This is a genomic window from Methylomonas sp. ZR1, assembly GCF_013141865.1.
Taxonomy (GTDB): domain Bacteria; phylum Pseudomonadota; class Gammaproteobacteria; order Methylococcales; family Methylomonadaceae; genus Methylomonas.
This window is the reverse complement of sequence record NZ_RCST01000001.1, coordinates 2,827,962-2,842,286: the sequence shown is the minus strand read 5'-3', so window position 1 is coordinate 2,842,286 and position 14,325 is coordinate 2,827,962. Positions and strand designations below refer to the sequence as shown.

Annotated in this window: 13 protein-coding genes and 1 pseudogene; 4 read left to right on the top strand and 10 right to left on the bottom strand. The window is 54.6% G+C overall.

Annotated elements, in window-relative coordinates:
- Positions 1–38: 38 nt before the first annotated feature.
- The 8 genes from DDY07_RS12775 to DDY07_RS12740 all read right to left on the bottom strand — a co-directional run bounded on the left by DDY07_RS12775 (position 39) and on the right by DDY07_RS12740 (position 5,429).
- Positions 39–302, bottom strand: coding sequence for a hypothetical protein (locus tag DDY07_RS12775; RefSeq protein WP_171696186.1), 264 nt, complete (start codon positions 300–302; stop codon positions 39–41).
- Positions 303–458: 156 nt separating this feature from the next.
- Positions 459–665: a hypothetical protein gene (locus DDY07_RS12770; protein WP_033157910.1), complete on the bottom strand. Its 207-nt coding sequence runs from the start codon at positions 663–665 to the stop codon at positions 459–461.
- A gap of 64 nt (positions 666–729) precedes the next feature.
- Positions 730–1,782, bottom strand: a complete 1,053-nt coding sequence (gene arsB / locus DDY07_RS12765; protein ID WP_171696185.1) for an ACR3 family arsenite efflux transporter — start codon at positions 1,780–1,782, stop codon at positions 730–732.
- A 21-nt stretch (positions 1,783–1,803) separates the two neighbouring features.
- Positions 1,804–2,250, bottom strand: coding sequence for an ArsI/CadI family heavy metal resistance metalloenzyme (locus DDY07_RS12760; RefSeq protein ID WP_171696184.1), 447 nt, complete (start codon positions 2,248–2,250; stop codon positions 1,804–1,806).
- Between the two features lie 151 nt (positions 2,251–2,401).
- A complete protein-coding gene (gene arsA / locus DDY07_RS12755; protein ID WP_171696183.1) occupies positions 2,402–4,201 on the bottom strand; it encodes an arsenical pump-driving ATPase in 1,800 nt (599 codons plus the stop codon).
- A 17-nt stretch (positions 4,202–4,218) separates the two neighbouring features.
- Positions 4,219–4,575, bottom strand: a complete 357-nt coding sequence (gene arsD / locus DDY07_RS12750; RefSeq protein ID WP_171696182.1) for an arsenite efflux transporter metallochaperone ArsD — start codon at positions 4,573–4,575, stop codon at positions 4,219–4,221.
- An 18-nt stretch (positions 4,576–4,593) separates the two neighbouring features.
- Positions 4,594–5,073, bottom strand: coding sequence for an arsenate reductase ArsC (locus tag DDY07_RS12745; RefSeq protein ID WP_101051724.1), 480 nt, complete (start codon positions 5,071–5,073; stop codon positions 4,594–4,596).
- The gene (locus DDY07_RS12740; protein WP_033157905.1) at positions 5,070–5,429 is read right to left on the bottom strand and encodes a helix-turn-helix transcriptional regulator; all 360 of its coding nucleotides are present in this window, start codon (positions 5,427–5,429) and stop codon (positions 5,070–5,072) included. Before DDY07_RS12740 ends, DDY07_RS12745 begins: the two co-directional genes overlap by 4 nt.
- 189 nt (positions 5,430–5,618) lie before the next feature.
- On the opposite strand from DDY07_RS12740, the gene DDY07_RS12735 reads away from it, so the two are divergent.
- The 3 genes from DDY07_RS12735 to DDY07_RS12725 all read left to right on the top strand — a co-directional run bounded on the left by DDY07_RS12735 (position 5,619) and on the right by DDY07_RS12725 (position 10,105).
- Entirely contained in the window at positions 5,619–7,259 is a 1,641-nt protein-coding gene (locus DDY07_RS12735) for a choice-of-anchor I family protein (protein WP_171696181.1), read from the top strand.
- 230 nt (positions 7,260–7,489) lie between these two features.
- On the top strand, positions 7,490–9,103 hold the full coding sequence (locus DDY07_RS12730) for an alkaline phosphatase (RefSeq protein WP_171696180.1): 1,614 nt from the start codon (positions 7,490–7,492) through the stop codon (positions 9,101–9,103).
- A gap of 258 nt (positions 9,104–9,361) precedes the next feature.
- Positions 9,362–10,105 (top strand): hypothetical protein, encoded by a 744-nt coding sequence (locus tag DDY07_RS12725; protein ID WP_171696179.1) that lies wholly within the window; start codon positions 9,362–9,364, stop codon positions 10,103–10,105.
- Positions 10,106–10,196: 91 nt separating this feature from the next.
- On the opposite strand, the gene DDY07_RS12720 is transcribed toward DDY07_RS12725, so the two are convergent.
- Together DDY07_RS12720 and DDY07_RS12715 are read right to left on the bottom strand one after the other, a co-directional pair.
- Positions 10,197–11,972, bottom strand: a complete 1,776-nt coding sequence (locus DDY07_RS12720; RefSeq protein ID WP_171696178.1) for a bifunctional UDP-sugar hydrolase/5'-nucleotidase — start codon at positions 11,970–11,972, stop codon at positions 10,197–10,199.
- 11 nt (positions 11,973–11,983) lie between these two features.
- On the bottom strand, positions 11,984–12,538 hold the full coding sequence (locus DDY07_RS12715; RefSeq protein WP_171696177.1) for a hypothetical protein: 555 nt from the start codon (positions 12,536–12,538) through the stop codon (positions 11,984–11,986).
- A 557-nt stretch (positions 12,539–13,095) separates the two neighbouring features.
- Between DDY07_RS12715 and DDY07_RS12710 the strand changes: the two are divergent.
- A pseudogene (locus tag DDY07_RS12710) lies at positions 13,096–14,141 on the top strand (IS630 family transposase).
- Positions 14,142–14,325 lie beyond the last annotated feature (184 nt).

Sequence of the window (14,325 nt, the reverse complement as noted above, 5' to 3'; positions counted from 1 at the left end):
AACAAATAAGCCAGGCGTGGACAGCAAAATATTGCCGGTTAAAACCGGGCAATAGCGGCGAAGGGGTTGCGGCGTTGGCAAGAAATACGCTTTTCACCGGGCTCCCGCTCACAGTCATGCTTGCGGGTTTGGTAACAAAGTGCGCAACGGGTCAAGCGGCGCTGGTAACGGCCATAGGCACTGAAAATAAAACGCTCTAGGCGATCCAATGCCGTAAGGTTGGGGGCCAACAGCCCGACTTGTCTGGCATGCAATGCCGCATAAAGCTGCCGGGCTTGATCGATTAAAATGTCATTGTCCATAGTCATAACCTGACTTAATCGCTGATGAGTCCAAAAAAACCGCGTTGGCATGTGCGATTGAACATGCCTGGCTGAATTATCAAACAGGCTTGTTCTGATAGCTTTGACTTCAATCAACGCCGCTTAAAATTGTTGGCGATTTTGATCCGGCTGACACTAATTGGCTTCCTCCGAGTCGGCAGCCAGGCACTGTTCGACGACACGGCGGCTTAACACTTCATCTTGCAGCATGATATTCACCATACACGCCACCACCGTACGGGTTTTTAAGCCGTTAAAGCGGGAAAAGTTTTTCAGTTGGTCGTAAGTGGGTTCTTCCACCGCAATTTTCTTTCTATCGTTTTTCGATTTATCAGTAGCCATGAGGGTGTTCCTTTGTAAGGTTAAAGAGGGGTAATGCAGTCGTTGGGTAAACGTTTTGCTATTTTTAAATCATCCCCTGTTTACGGAAAAAGAAAGCCACATTGACTAGGGCTATCATCACCGGCACTTCGATCAAGGGTCCAATCACCGCGGCAAACGCCGCGCCGCTATTAATACCAAACACCGCCACCGCCACCGCAATCGCCAATTCAAAATTATTGCTGGCGGCGGTAAACGCCAGTGTGGTGGTTTTGCCGTAACCGGCGCCGATGTTTTTACCCAGCCAAAAGCTGAGTAAAAACATCACCACAAAATAAATCAACAGCGGTATCGCAATCCGCACCACGTCCAGCGGCAATTGTACGATCAAATCGCCTTTTAACGAGAACATCACCACGATGGTAAACAGCAGGGCGATCAAGGTCAGTGGGCTGATTTTCGGGACGAAATGCTGGTGATACCAATCCTTGCCTTTGGCTTTGACCAATAGAAAGCGCGTGCTAAAGCCGGCGATAAATGGAATGCCCAGATAGATGAATACGCTTTTGGCGATTTCGCCGATGGTGATGGCTACCAGGCTGCCTTGCATGCCGAATAAGGGCGGCAGCACGGTGATGAACAGCCAGGCATAGACGCTGTAAAACAAGACCTGAAATACGCTGTTAAATGCCACCAAGCCCGCCGCGTATTCGTTGTCGCCGTTTGCAAGCTCGTTCCAGACGATGACCATCGCGATGCAGCGCGCCAGTCCGATCAGGATCAAACCCACCATGTAGTCCGGGTAATCGCGCAGAAACACGATAGCCAATACAAACATCAACACCGGACCGAGCAGCCAGTTTTGCAGCAAGGACACGGCCAATATCCGCCAGTTGCGGAACACGTCGCCAAGTTCTTCGTAACGGACTTTGGCCAGCGGCGGATACATCATCACGATCAAGCCGATGGCGATCGGAATATTGGTGGTGCGGACCGATACCGCCGCGTTGAAGTCGGTTACTTCCGTGGGAAACAGAAAACCGATGCCGACGCCAAACGCCATGGCGATGAAAATCCATAGCGTCAAAAAACGGTCGAGAAAGGATAAACGGGCGTTGGGGCAATGCGGGGTGCTCATTTAAATCTCCAAATCAGCGATTTACTGTGCAGCGTTATCGGCTGCCGGCGGTTTGCAGCAGCTGCTGGCGGGTTCAAGTTGCAACACTTGATCCTCGCCAAATAAGGGAATGGTTTGCAAGGAGTGGAAGGCTTCCCAGGCGATGCCTTGTGGATCGACGGTCCAGTATTTATCGGACTGGGCGTAGCAGCAGTTGGCTTGTTTTTGCGCGGCGACCGGTAGCTCGGCAACGGCCAGGTTTTCCTGAGCTGCTTCCAACTCCTCACCCGATTCGACTTGTATGCCCAAATGATCCAACCCCGGCTGGCGGCCGCGGCTGGAAATCGCGAAATTGACGCGCGGATCGTCCAGTAGCCACTTGGCGTAATCGGCTTCGCGCACGCTCGGTGCGCTTTGAAACAGCGCGCTATAAAAGTCGATATTTTTCGCCAGATCATCGACGGCGAGATGGATATGCAGGCGTTTCATCGCGTTTGCTCCGGGGTAAATAGTGAATGAGATTGGAGATTAGCTAGCATTGTTTAGTGGGGACCTCTGAAAATTCCCTCTCCCTCAGGGAGAGGGCTAGGGTGAGGGATGTAAATAACTGATTTTAATCCCCTCATCTCAACCTTCTCCTTTATGCTCCGTAGGTACTAAAGGAGAAGGCGTTTGGCCGGCCGGCCAATGCCAGCAAGCGTTCCACACCTGTCGGTTCTTCCCGCAACAAGGGCACGAGCGCGTAACGTTGGGCGTGTCGATCCGCTACCTCGGCAATTTCCGCCAATTCATTGGCCGCGCGTTGGCGTAACAGCGCCGAATGCACGGTGGTCGCCGCCACGCTGTTATTAATCACCCAGGCCCAAGGTTGGATGCCGGCCCGGCGCAGATCGTCTTGCAAATGAGCAGCTTCCAGTACCGGCGTGGTTTCCGCTAAAGTGACGATCAGCACCTTGGTTTGACGCGGGTCCTGCAACTGCATCATCGGCGTGGTGAAATGCTGATTGGAATCGCCCATCTGCCGCGCCACCTCGCGATGGTAAGCGCCGGTAGCGTCCAAGAGCAGTAAGGTATGGCCGGTAGGGGCGGTATCCATCACCACGAATTTCTTGCCGGCTTCGCGGATGATGCGGGAAAAGGTTTGGAAAACGGCAATTTCTTCGGTACACGGCGAGCGCAAGTCTTCTTCCAGCAAGGCGCGGCCTTGTTCATCTAGTTTGGCGCCTTTTGTGGACAGCACATGCTGACGGTAGCGTTCGGTTTCCGCATGCGGATCGATTTTGCTGACTGTCAGGTCCGGCAAAGCCCCGTTTAGCGTGTCCGTTAAATTGGCGGCTGGGTCGGAGGTGGTCAGATGCACCGGCAAACCGCGTCGTGCCAGTTCCACCGCCAATCCGGCGGCCAGGGTGGTTTTGCCAACGCCACCTTTGCCCATTAGCATCACCAGGCCATGACCGTCGGCGGCAATCTCGTCCACCAATTTAGATAGATCAGGCGCGGGTATGGCCGGCATAACGTCACTGTCAGGCATTGCTAGCGGTGCGGCATTGCTAAGCAATTGTCTGAGAGCCGTCAGTCCAACCAGATTGAAGGGCTTTAATTCAATGCGGTCCATCGGTAGGCTATTTAAAGCTGCCGGCATGTCGGCCAAAGCATGTTGCTCGCGTTGGTAGATGGCATTCGCCAGCGGGTCTTGTGCGGTGGCGCTTGCCGGCAAGATGCCATTGATGGCCAAATATTGTTGCGTTAAGCCGATGGCGTCTAATTCTTCATGGGTGCGGGCTACTTCGCGCAAGGTCGATGGTTGGGCGCGGGCGACCAGGATCAAACGGCTGCGTTGCGGATCGGCCAAGGCGTCGACGGCGGCTTTATATTGGCTACGCTGTTTTTCCAGACCGGCCAAGGGGCCCAGGCAAGAGGCGTCGCCTTTGCCTTGCTCCAAAAAGCCGCTCCAGGCACCTGGTAGTTGCAACAGGCGGATGGTGTGGCCGGTCGGGGCGGTGTCGAACACGATTTGATCGTAGCCGGCGGTCAAAGCGGAGTCGGTTAATAGCGCGGTAAATTCGTCGAACGCCGCAATTTCCGTGGTACAGGCCCCGGACAGCTGTTCTTCTATACCTTTGACAATGCTGTCCGGCAACACGCCCCGCACCGGGCCGACGATACGGTCGCGATAGGCTTGCGCCGCCGCTTGCGGATCGATTTCCAATGCCGCCAGACCGGATACGGCCGGAATCGCGGTGATCTGATTACCGATGGCGATACCAAATACCTGGCCGACATTCGAGGCCGGATCGGTGCTCACCAACAACACCCGTCTGCCGGCATCCGCCAATTTTACGGCCGAGGCGCAAGCGATGGAGGTCTTGCCCACACCGCCTTTGCCGGTAAAAAATAGAAAGCGTGGCGCTTGATCGAGAAATTTGCAATCGCTGCTCACGGCACGATCACCAGAAGTTAACAACAGCTGCTGCCGCTACAACAGCCCGACGGGGCTTGCTGTTCCGCTACGCTAATGGCTGCCCAACGCGCCAATTCGGTTCGATTCGGATAGCGACCGGCTAAGGCGACTTCGCCATCGACCAAGACCAACGGCAAGGCATCGGCGCCGGAGCGTTCCAGAAACGCTTTAACCACCGGGTTTTCGGCAAACGCCAACGGGGTTTGCGCCAGATTGAAGCGCTCAATGGCGGCGCCGTTTTGCTTGGCCCAATCGACATCGGCGGCAAAACCCACTAACTGCTGATCGACTTCCACACCGCAAACACCGGTGCTGCAACACAATGCAGGATCAAATATTTGAATACTGGTCATGGGAGAACTCCTTAACAACTAAGGCAACAAGGTGCCGATGCGATCCAGTTCGGCTTTCAGGCGCTCGGGATCGTTTTTTAACTCTTCCAACGGTAAAGCAAAAAACTGCTCGATGCGATGGCGCAGAATCCGATACGCGACCATGAAGGCCGCGTCGATTTCCTCGTCGGTACCCTCGACGTGAGCCGGATCTTCAACGCCCCAATGGCTGCGCATGACCGGGCCCAGGTAGGCGGGGCAGGTTTCGTTGGCGGCATTGCCGCACACACTCAGCACGATGTCCGGCGTCACCGGCAGGTCATTCCAGGACTTGCTGTAATAACCCTCGGTGGATATGCCTTCTCTGGCCAGCAAAGCCAGCGAACGCGGATGAATTTTACCGGTGGGTTTGCTGCCGGCGCTCAGGCCACGCCAGCCGGCCGGAGCCAAATGATTGAAAGTGGCTTCGCCAAGGACGGAACGGCAGGAGTTGCCGGTACACAAAAACAATACGTTCATGATGGAGTGTCGGTCGGGGTTGAGGGTAAAGATTCGTTATTGGTGGAACAGGCAGAGAGCGATAGACAGGGATGGCCGTCGCAACAGTTCTCAGTCAGGAAAGCCAACAGATCGTTCATCGCGGAAAAATTGGCCGTATAAATCACAAAGCGGCTTTCGTTGCGCGAGTTCACCAGGTTGGCGTAAGTCAATTCCTTCAAATGAAACGATAGGGAAGACGGGGCAATGCCGGTGGCTTCACTGATTTTTCCGGCGGCCAAACCTGCCGGGCCGGCTTGCACCAGCGCGCGGTAAATTGCCAGACGGGATTCTTGGGCCAATGCGGCCAGTGCGATAACAGCAGTTTTATTTTCCATATTTCAACAATAATTGAAATATGGAAACAAGTCAATTTTCCGGGCGTTTGCGATGCGGCTGTCGCGTAACGCTACTGTCATAAAGGCTATTTACCATTCGCAAGACTACCGTTCCGACGCTGTCGGTGAGCTGGTACTTACACATCCTTTCTTCAAACACCAAACGAATAGTGCCTCAGGAGCATTTTTATGAAACTCACTTCAATCGCCGCCGCCGTCGCTGCTGTGCTGGCCTCTGCCAATGCCAGCGCTGCGGGGGATTTTCAATGGTCGCATCAATGGACCTTCAATCACACTGCAGCGAATGGTTCCAGTGCCATGGGCTCGGAAATCGTCTCTTTCGATGCGGTTAACAACCGCTTGTGGGTAGCGGGAACCGATGCCAATCAGGCCAATATTGGCCAAGGCGGCATCGACGTGTTGGATATGAACGGCAATTTGCTGCAAAGCATTTCCACGAGCGCGTTCGGCGGAATCAACAGCGTGGCGGTGAAAAACGGCCAAGCGGCCATTGCTTTGACGGCGCCGACGAAAACCGATCCGGGTTTGGTGCGTTTTTACAATGCGGCTGACTACACATTGCAACACAGCGTAACCGTCGGTGCCAACCCTGACGCAGTGACATATACGCCCGACGGCAGCCGCTTGCTGGTGGCGAATGAAGGCGAACCCAGCAGCTATTTGGTGGGGCCAAGCGGCGATCCGGAAGGCTCGGTGAGTATTATCAACACCAACAGCTTTGCCGTCCAAACGGCCGGATTTACTGCTTTCAACGGTGCGGCGGCGGCTTTGAAAGCCAGCGGCGTGCGTCTGACCGGGCCGAACGCCAGCGTCGCGCAAGATCTGGAACCGGAATACATTGCGGTTAGCCAAGACGGCAGCAAAGCTTTTGCGACGCTGCAAGAGGCCAACTCGGTTGCGGTCATCGACATCGCCAGCGCCACAGTCACCGACATTAAAGCCCTGGGTTTGAAGGATCACAATTTAGCCGGCAACGGTCTGGATGTCTCGGATCGCGACGGTGCCGGCACTGCGGCTTTGAAAGGCAATATCCAGAACTGGAATGTGATGGGTATGTACATGCCCGACGGCATCGCCAGTTTTAGCAAAGACGGCAATCAATATTACGTGACCGCCAATGAAGGCGACTCTCGCGAGGATTGGCCGGGCGGTGCGGAAGAAGTGCGGGTGGGCGCAGCGACTATCGATCCCGCCTTGAATGCCACCATGACAGCCTTGCACGGACCGGATTGGGCCACGAACAATGACAAGCTGAATCGACTAACGGTTTCCAGGAGCGGGGATTTGGACAACGACGGTGACCTGGATCAACTGCAAGTCTTCGGCGCCCGCTCGTTCTCGATTCTGGATGCCAATGGTGCCATGGTGTTCGATTCCGGTGACAAACTGGAACAAACCATCAAAGCGCTGATCGCGGCGAATCCCGGTAATGCGGCTTACGAGGCCTTGTGGGACGATGGCCGTAGCGACAACAAAGGTCCTGAGCCGGAAAGTGCCGTAGTGGGTAAAGTGGATGGCCGGGATTTATTGTTCCTGGGTTTGGAGCGTTCTAATGCGGTGATGGTCTGGGATTTGACTGACCTGAACAGTCCGAAATTTTTGGACATGTTGTTTACCGGCGGCGACATCGGTCCCGAGGGTCTGAGTTTCTTCAGCAATGCCCAGGGCAGTTACCTGGCGGTGGCCAACGAGGTAAGTGAAACCACTTCGCTGTACAAAGTATCGGCCGTGCCGGTACCGGGCGCGGTTTGGTTGTTCGGTTCCGCGCTGGTGGGCTTGATGGGAATGCAACGCGGCCGTAAACAGTAATATCCGCCGGCCTTATTTAACACGGATAGACCGTTCGGGCTGAGCCATTCGACAAGGCTCTCCTGAACGCAGCCGAAGGGCTCAGGACGAACCGTATTTAAGGGCCGGGTTAATACGTCAGCTTGGCCGAGCTATATCGGCTAAGCTGGCTTTCCCGTTTTATCCCGTAACGCGCTTGTCATATTCAATCGCTAATGTTGCCGCTCCATCAACCGCTCTCGGGGCAACACATGAAAAAAACACATCCACAAAAACTGGCGGCAGTCGCTGTCGGCGCCTTCGGTTTTACCTTGTCGGTAGCCGCAGTCGCCCACGACCATGCCGACCGCGATCATCACGATTCTCATAAACCTGCACAAACCAGCCAAGTACCGACATCCGGCGCTGAATGGTTCAAAGCCGGTGAGGCTGCGGTGTTGGTCAATAAACGCGATGTAGCACAACTGCGCAAAGCCAAAAACGTTATCTTGTTCGTCGGCGACGGCATGGGCGTATCCACCGTCACCGCCGCGCGGATTTTGGAAGGCCAAATGGCCGGACGCGATGGGGAGTTCAACCGTTTGGGCTTTGAAAAATTTAATAATCTGGCGTTTTCGGTTACTGCCAGCGCCAATCAACAAACCTCGGATTCCGCGCCTACCGCTACCGCGATGGTGGCCGGTGTCAAAACCAACGACGGTGCTATTTCCGTCGATCAAAGCATCAACCGTACCGAACCTAGCGCGGAAGTCACCGCCGCAAAAAGCGTGAAAACCATCCTGGAACGCGCCGAGGAACGCGGCATGTCCACCGGTGTCGTCACAACCGCCCGTTTTACCCACGCCACGCCTGCCGTGAATTACGCCCACATTTCCAACCGCGATTGGGAAGCCGACAGCAACCTGCCTGCTGGCGCCACCGTGAAGGATATTGCTCGCCAGTTGCTGGAGTTTCCTTACGGCGACGGCCTGGAAGTGGCTTTGGGCGGTGGTCGTAGCTATTTCATGCCTAATAACGTTGCCGACCCTGAATACCCAACCCAAAAAGGTCGCCGCGCCGATGGCCGCGATCTGACCTTGGAGTGGACATCGCAATACAATAATTCCGACTACGTCTGGAACAAAGCCCAGTTCGACGCGGTAAATCCGGCGTCTACCGATCATTTGTTGGGTTTGTTCGAACGTTCGCACATGCGCTATGAAGCCGACCGCGCGCAAGACGCCGCCGGTGAACCGTCCTTGACCGAGATGACCGAAAAAGCCATCAAAATTCTGGAAAAAAACCGCAAAGGTTATTACTTGATGGTGGAAGCCGGCCGGATCGACCATGCTCATCACGCCGGCAATGCCTACCGGGCGCTAACCGATACCGTGGCGCTGTCGGATGCGGTGAAAAAAGCCAGACAACTGACCCGCGACGAAGACACCTTGATCCTGGTTACTGCCGATCACAGCCATGTGTTCACCATCGCCGGTTACCCCTCGCGCGGCAATCCTATCCTGGGTAAAACCGCTGTAGACGGCGTTGTTACTAAAGATTCTTTAGGTTTGCCTTACACCACGCTGACCTATGCTAACGGCCCAGGCTGGACCGGTGGCTTGCAACGCAAGGAATTTAATCCTGCCAACGAAGGTACCGTCGCTGCTGCCTACGAGGGTAGTAAACTGCGTCCGGATTTGACAGCGGTCGATACCGCCAATCCGAACTACATGCAGGAAGCCACCGTACCGATGAGCGCGGAAACCCACGCCGGCGAAGACGTGGCTATCTATGCCGACGGCCCTGGCGCTTATCTAGTACGCGGTACGCTGGAACAAAACGTGATTTATCATGTGATGGCGGATGCGCTAGGCATGCGTAAATAGTCCGGGAACCTTTCCCAAAGCCGAATCAGGGACGCTGGCCGTCCCTGATTTTTTGGAATTATTCACTGCGAAGTACAAGAATCCCTCTCCAGCGGGAGAGGGTAGGGTGAGGGGATGAAAACAAAGTATTTTGCTAGTTTAATTCTCCTCTCCCCAACCCTCTCCATCAGGAGAGGGAGCAATTTCTCGGCAATTGTCAGAGTTTTGCAATTCACTGAATAATTACATTTTTTTGAATACCGCTAAAGTGCAGGATCCATGTTCAACACCCATTTCAAATTTTTACCCAAACTGCTTGGTCTCAATTTATTAGTCGTTTTGGCGGCTTGCAGCCATGCACCGGCCAAGCATGCCGCTAACATCACCGATTTGTCTTCGGCAAACTTGCCCGCCGTGGCCGCCGAGTTCGTCACCACCCGCACCGGCGCAGAGCACGAACACGACGAGCACCAGGCATTGCCGGCAGAAGTGAGTTGGCGCTTCTGGCGCGATAGCCGGCAGATCACAATAGAACGGCCGCAATTGGGCGTAGGCGAACTTTGGCAGCGTGACGGCCAAGAGCTGATTCACCGTAAGCTGTATCACCAAGACCAGCGGGCAATCGAATTTCAGGCCGGCGATCTAAGGATGCTGGACATCACGCCGTCCTGGCAAAAATTGGCGTTGCTGCTGGATAGCCAGCTGCTCGACAAACTGACTGCCGGAGAAATAGAATGGACCGACGGCATCCCGACCCGCGAATATCAAGGTAAAGTCGCCGATACCGAATGGCATGTGGTGATGCGTTTGGACCTTGCGTTACCGGCCTTGATCGAACGGCAACAGGGCGAACTTTCCGAGCGCACCGAACTGTTGCAGGCTTATTCTTTAAGCGCTGCGCCCTGGCAACCGACGCCAATCGACGGCTACGACGTGATCGATTTTGCGGATTTGGGCGATAAGGAATCCGACCCGTTCGTGATCAAGGTACAAGCGCAAATGGGTCATGAGCATCATCACTAAGCGCTAGATCCGTCAGGCAAAAAAAAGCCCGCTGTATCGCGTACCAGCGGGCCCGAGTACCACTACAGAGCTTACAACTAATCCCTAAAACTTACGGAGCCGGCAAAATCCGATTTTGCGGGCCGGGGGCTACAGTACCATTGACGGTAAAGTAGTTTTCCAACGCATCCAGATCCAACGCGCCGCCCAGGCGGTTAGTGCCTTGTGTGAGCACGTAATATTGATCGCCGCCGTCGGCCATGAAGTTATTCACGGTAACCCGGTAGCTGGCGGCAGGGTCTACCACTACACCGTTGATTTTGATGCTGGCGGGATCGACGTTATCGCAAGCCGTGCCTTTTTCCTTCCACTCGTAACTGAAGCCGTTGGAAACTTGCATGATGCGGTTGAACGCTTGGCCGGTAGCCGGTGCGCCGGCTGGATAGCCGACTGTGCAACCGGTGAATTGTTGCTCCAACAAAGTGTGGATTTGCGCGCCGGTCAAGGTCAATGTCACCAAGGTGTTGCCGAACGGTTGCACGGTAAAGGCTTCCGCATAAGTTACCTTGCCGTCGCCTTCGTTAGCGGCGCTGGATGGGAAGGTCAAATCGGCGCGGATGCCGCCGGGGTTCATGAATGACACCACGGCTTCGCCAAAACCGACGTTTTGCGTAGCCAGCAATTGCGCGTCCGCAATCACGTCGCCCAAGGCCGATTCGCCGGCTGCGGTGGTGGTTCGGGTAATCGCCGCGCTGATGCTGCCGATCACCCGATTAGCGATGGGAGTAGACAGGGCTTTGTAATTATCGACGATGGTTTTAATCGCCGCGTTGGGCGTGATGGCGGTGTTGCTGCGATCAACCACGATGTTTTCGGCGCTGACGCTACTGACTTCACCGTTGGCGGTATTGATGGCCACGTCGATGTCGGTTAATACCCGGCCTTGCGAATTGGCGCTGGTCACCGAAATCAAGCGGCCGGCCTTGTTGGCGATTTGGCAGTTATAGGCTTGATGCGTGTGGCCGGAAATCACCAAATCCACTTCGTCGTCCAATTGGTTGACGATGGTTTTAATCGGCGAACCGTCCAAACCGCCATCGCAGTTGTTGATGGTAGATTTGCTTTGGGTGACCGGTATCGTGCCGCCTTGGTGAATCAACACCACCACCGCTTCCACACCGCGCGCCCGCAATTTCGGAATCAACGCATTCACGGTTGCTGCTTCGTCTTTGAACTCCAGGCCGGCCACGCCGGTGGGGGTGACGATGGTGGGGGTTTCTTTTAAGGTCATGCCGATAAAGCCGACCCGCACGCCGCCGACCACTTTGATCGCGTATTGCGGAAACAAGGTTTTGCCGGTGGCGGTTTCGACTACGTTGGCGGCCAGAAATTTGAAATCAGCGCCTTCAAAAGGCACCGGCGTGCCGACGGATGCGCCTTGACAGGAATTGGGATCGGTCGGATGGCAGCCGCCGTTTTGCATGCGTTTCAGTTCGTTCTTGCCTTCGTCGAACTCGTGATTGCCGACCGCATTAAATTCCAGACCCAGGCGATTCATGGTTTCGATGGTCGGTTCGTCGTGAAACAACGCGGAAACCAGCGGCGTGGCGCCGATGATGTCGCCTGCCGATACCACCACAGTGCTCGGGTTTTGGTTTTTCAATTCGTTGATATAGCCGGCCATCCAGTCCACGCCGCCGACCGGAATATTGGTGGCTGCCGCGCTGGTGGGTGTTTGCCGGAAGGTACCCGGCGATTCCAGTTGGCCGTGAAAGTCGTTGAACGCGACGATTTTAATCGTGGTGGTGGGGATGGTGGTCAAGGCATTGGCCGCGCCCAGTGTGCCCAAACCCAAGGCAATGCCGATGGCAAGTTTGTTTAATTTCATTGGTTTAACCCTTATTTAGTGGATTTGCGGCGACGAGAGACCAAGCCCAGCAGGCCGGCCCCGGCGGCATATAAACCGGCAGCGGCAGGCAGCGGCACGGCGGTCAGACTGACAGCGCCTACGGTGGCGTTAAGCTCGGTGGAGGTATCATCCAGAGCGGATTGGATCAGCAGGCCGCTGATTTGGTAACTGCCGGCACCCAGCAGAAATTCGCCGCGGCTGTAGTCTGAGCTGGCGTAAGCCAAGTCAAAATCGCTGTAAACAGAAGTTGGATAATTGTTAACGGCGGCCGAGGTTTCACCGATTACGCTGGCCGTGTTAAAAATCTTGAATCTATCACCAGCGAAGCCGGCGTCCACTACGCGCAAAACCGCCGAGCCGGTTAAGGTAAAGTCAAAGCTCAACGCATTGTTATCCAGGTCTATCCACTCCAAACCACCCGAGTTAGATACTGAGTTGTCTACGTCAAACGCATGCCAAGCGCCGTCGGCATTGAGAGTAACCGCCTCGGCTTGCGTACAAATTGCCGATAGCAAAGCCATGGCAAGAACAGATTGTTTAATCATTTAGAGTGCTCCGATAGAGACCGCGCGGGCGTTTTTGTTATAAGCCGCTGGCTGCTCGTTCATATGGGGTTGAGAAATTTCCATCGCTATGGGTAAAGCAAGTACAGCCTAAGGAAATTTTGTGATGAACTTGTGATTGCTAAATGAAGATTTTGTGAAATGTAATACACGGGTGTTGCGGGTTTTATTCGGGCGCTGACTCTGGCTTGGGTGGCTGGAAGGCAATCGATGAAATTTGCGGAATGAAGTATTTCGGGATGTAGTTAGTCCGGTTTGGTTTTCGACTGTTTGAGTACAGAGCTTGGCTGTTGGACAAAATAACTCCAGTGTTGGGGTTCTGAGCTTGGCTGATTGAGTTCTGAAGTGAAATGATCGAGAAAAAAGCTTGGATGGTCGAGAAAATTTCTCGATTGATCGAGCTCGGAGCTTGGGTGTTGCACAAAATTACTCCAACCGTGTGGTTCCTAGCATGAATGATGGAGAAAACTTCTAGTGCTTAGTTGCGTTATTAGGTGCTAATAATGTAATCTTGGAGGGATGTCACGAGTAGCCCAAAAATTGAGTGTTCCGCGGACGTGCGGGCAGAGTGAGAGCGACGCGCAGCGAGCCGTACGGAAGAAGCTCGAGTAGTCGAGCGAGCCCGGATGATTCTGGGCTGCCTGGATGGCGCGCAAGTCCAAGCGGTTGCAGCGCAATGCCGAACGCGGGCCAATACGGTCATCAAGTGGCGAAACCGCTTTATGGCTCAGGGGCTTTTGGGGCTGTCAGACGAACGTCGGCCGGGCGCACCGAAGACGTATGATGAGCATTTTCGACAGCGTGTCTTAGCAATCCTTGAGCTACCACCGCCAAAGGGACAAGCCGTCTGGGATGGTCCCGCTGTAGCTCAGGCCCTGGATAGTTCGGTTTACGCGGTTTGGCGCGTGCTCCGTAAGGAAGGGATTTGTCTGCAACGACAGCGATCCTGGTGCGTCAGTACCGACAAAGAATTTGCGGTAAAGGCGGCGGACATTGTTGGCTTGTATTTGAGTCCGCCCGAAAATGCCTTAGTCATCAGTGTCCACGAAAAACCCAGTATCCAAGCGCTGGAACGAATGACCGGGTACGTTGAAACCGACAGTGGCAAGATCGCGCGCGGATTCCAGAGCACCTATAAGCGTCATGGGACACTGAATTTGTTTGCAGCTCTGCAGGTCGCAACCGGTAACATCATCGCCCAGATAACCGAAACGAAGCGGCGTGAAGATTTTCTCGGGTTCATGGACACGATTGTTGCCGAGACGCCGGCTGGCCAAGAGTTGCATGTGATTCTGGACATTACTGTACCCACAAAAAATGCGACGCCTGGCTGGCTCAGCATCCCAATGTCCATTTCCACTTTACGCCCACCTCAGCCAGTTGGCTGAATCAGGTGGAAATCTGGTTCGGCATTCTGTCTCGTAAAGCTTTACGCGGCGCCAGTTTCCAAAACATCGCAGCCCTGCGGCAAGCGATTGAAGACTTTATTGCCGCTTACAATCCAACGGCTACACCTTTTCGATGGCGGAAACGCGAGGTCCGCGGTGCGCAATTACGAAATACTATCGCTAACTTACGGAATTAAGCACTAGTACGTAAGTGGATAGGACTTTATCATGATGAGGCCTGTTCTGCTCCGAACAGTTCAGCCGGGTTGCCGGCTTTTATGCCCATTCATTCACTGAGCGAAGCGAAACCGGCTGAATCAGCGCTCAATGCGACGTTGCCCAACGGCGTTAAACTCACATTACAGTCAGTCGCACTCAGCG

What these genes read in the sequence shown, in the direction of transcription:
- DDY07_RS12725 (WP_171696179.1), top strand. Translation starts at nt 9,362, where the DNA reads ATGTTCAACACCCATTTCAAATTTTTACCCAAACTGCTTGGTCTCAAT.
- DDY07_RS12735 (WP_171696181.1), top strand. Translation starts at nt 5,619, where the DNA reads ATGAAACTCACTTCAATCGCCGCCGCCGTCGCTGCTGTGCTGGCCTCT.
- arsD (WP_171696182.1), bottom strand. Translation starts at nt 4,575, where the DNA reads ATGACCAGTATTCAAATATTTGATCCTGCATTGTGTTGCAGCACCGGT.
- DDY07_RS12715 (WP_171696177.1), bottom strand. Translation starts at nt 12,538, where the DNA reads ATGATTAAACAATCTGTTCTTGCCATGGCTTTGCTATCGGCAATTTGT.
- DDY07_RS12730 (WP_171696180.1), top strand. Translation starts at nt 7,490, where the DNA reads ATGAAAAAAACACATCCACAAAAACTGGCGGCAGTCGCTGTCGGCGCC.
- DDY07_RS12745 (WP_101051724.1), bottom strand. Translation starts at nt 5,073, where the DNA reads ATGAACGTATTGTTTTTGTGTACCGGCAACTCCTGCCGTTCCGTCCTT.
- DDY07_RS12720 (WP_171696178.1), bottom strand. Translation starts at nt 11,972, where the DNA reads ATGAAATTAAACAAACTTGCCATCGGCATTGCCTTGGGTTTGGGCACA.
- arsB (WP_171696185.1), bottom strand. Translation starts at nt 1,782, where the DNA reads ATGAGCACCCCGCATTGCCCCAACGCCCGTTTATCCTTTCTCGACCGT.
- DDY07_RS12770 (WP_033157910.1), bottom strand. Translation starts at nt 665, where the DNA reads ATGGCTACTGATAAATCGAAAAACGATAGAAAGAAAATTGCGGTGGAA.
- DDY07_RS12740 (WP_033157905.1), bottom strand. Translation starts at nt 5,429, where the DNA reads ATGGAAAATAAAACTGCTGTTATCGCACTGGCCGCATTGGCCCAAGAA.
- DDY07_RS12760 (WP_171696184.1), bottom strand. Translation starts at nt 2,250, where the DNA reads ATGAAACGCCTGCATATCCATCTCGCCGTCGATGATCTGGCGAAAAAT.
- DDY07_RS12775 (WP_171696186.1), bottom strand. Translation starts at nt 302, where the DNA reads ATGGACAATGACATTTTAATCGATCAAGCCCGGCAGCTTTATGCGGCA.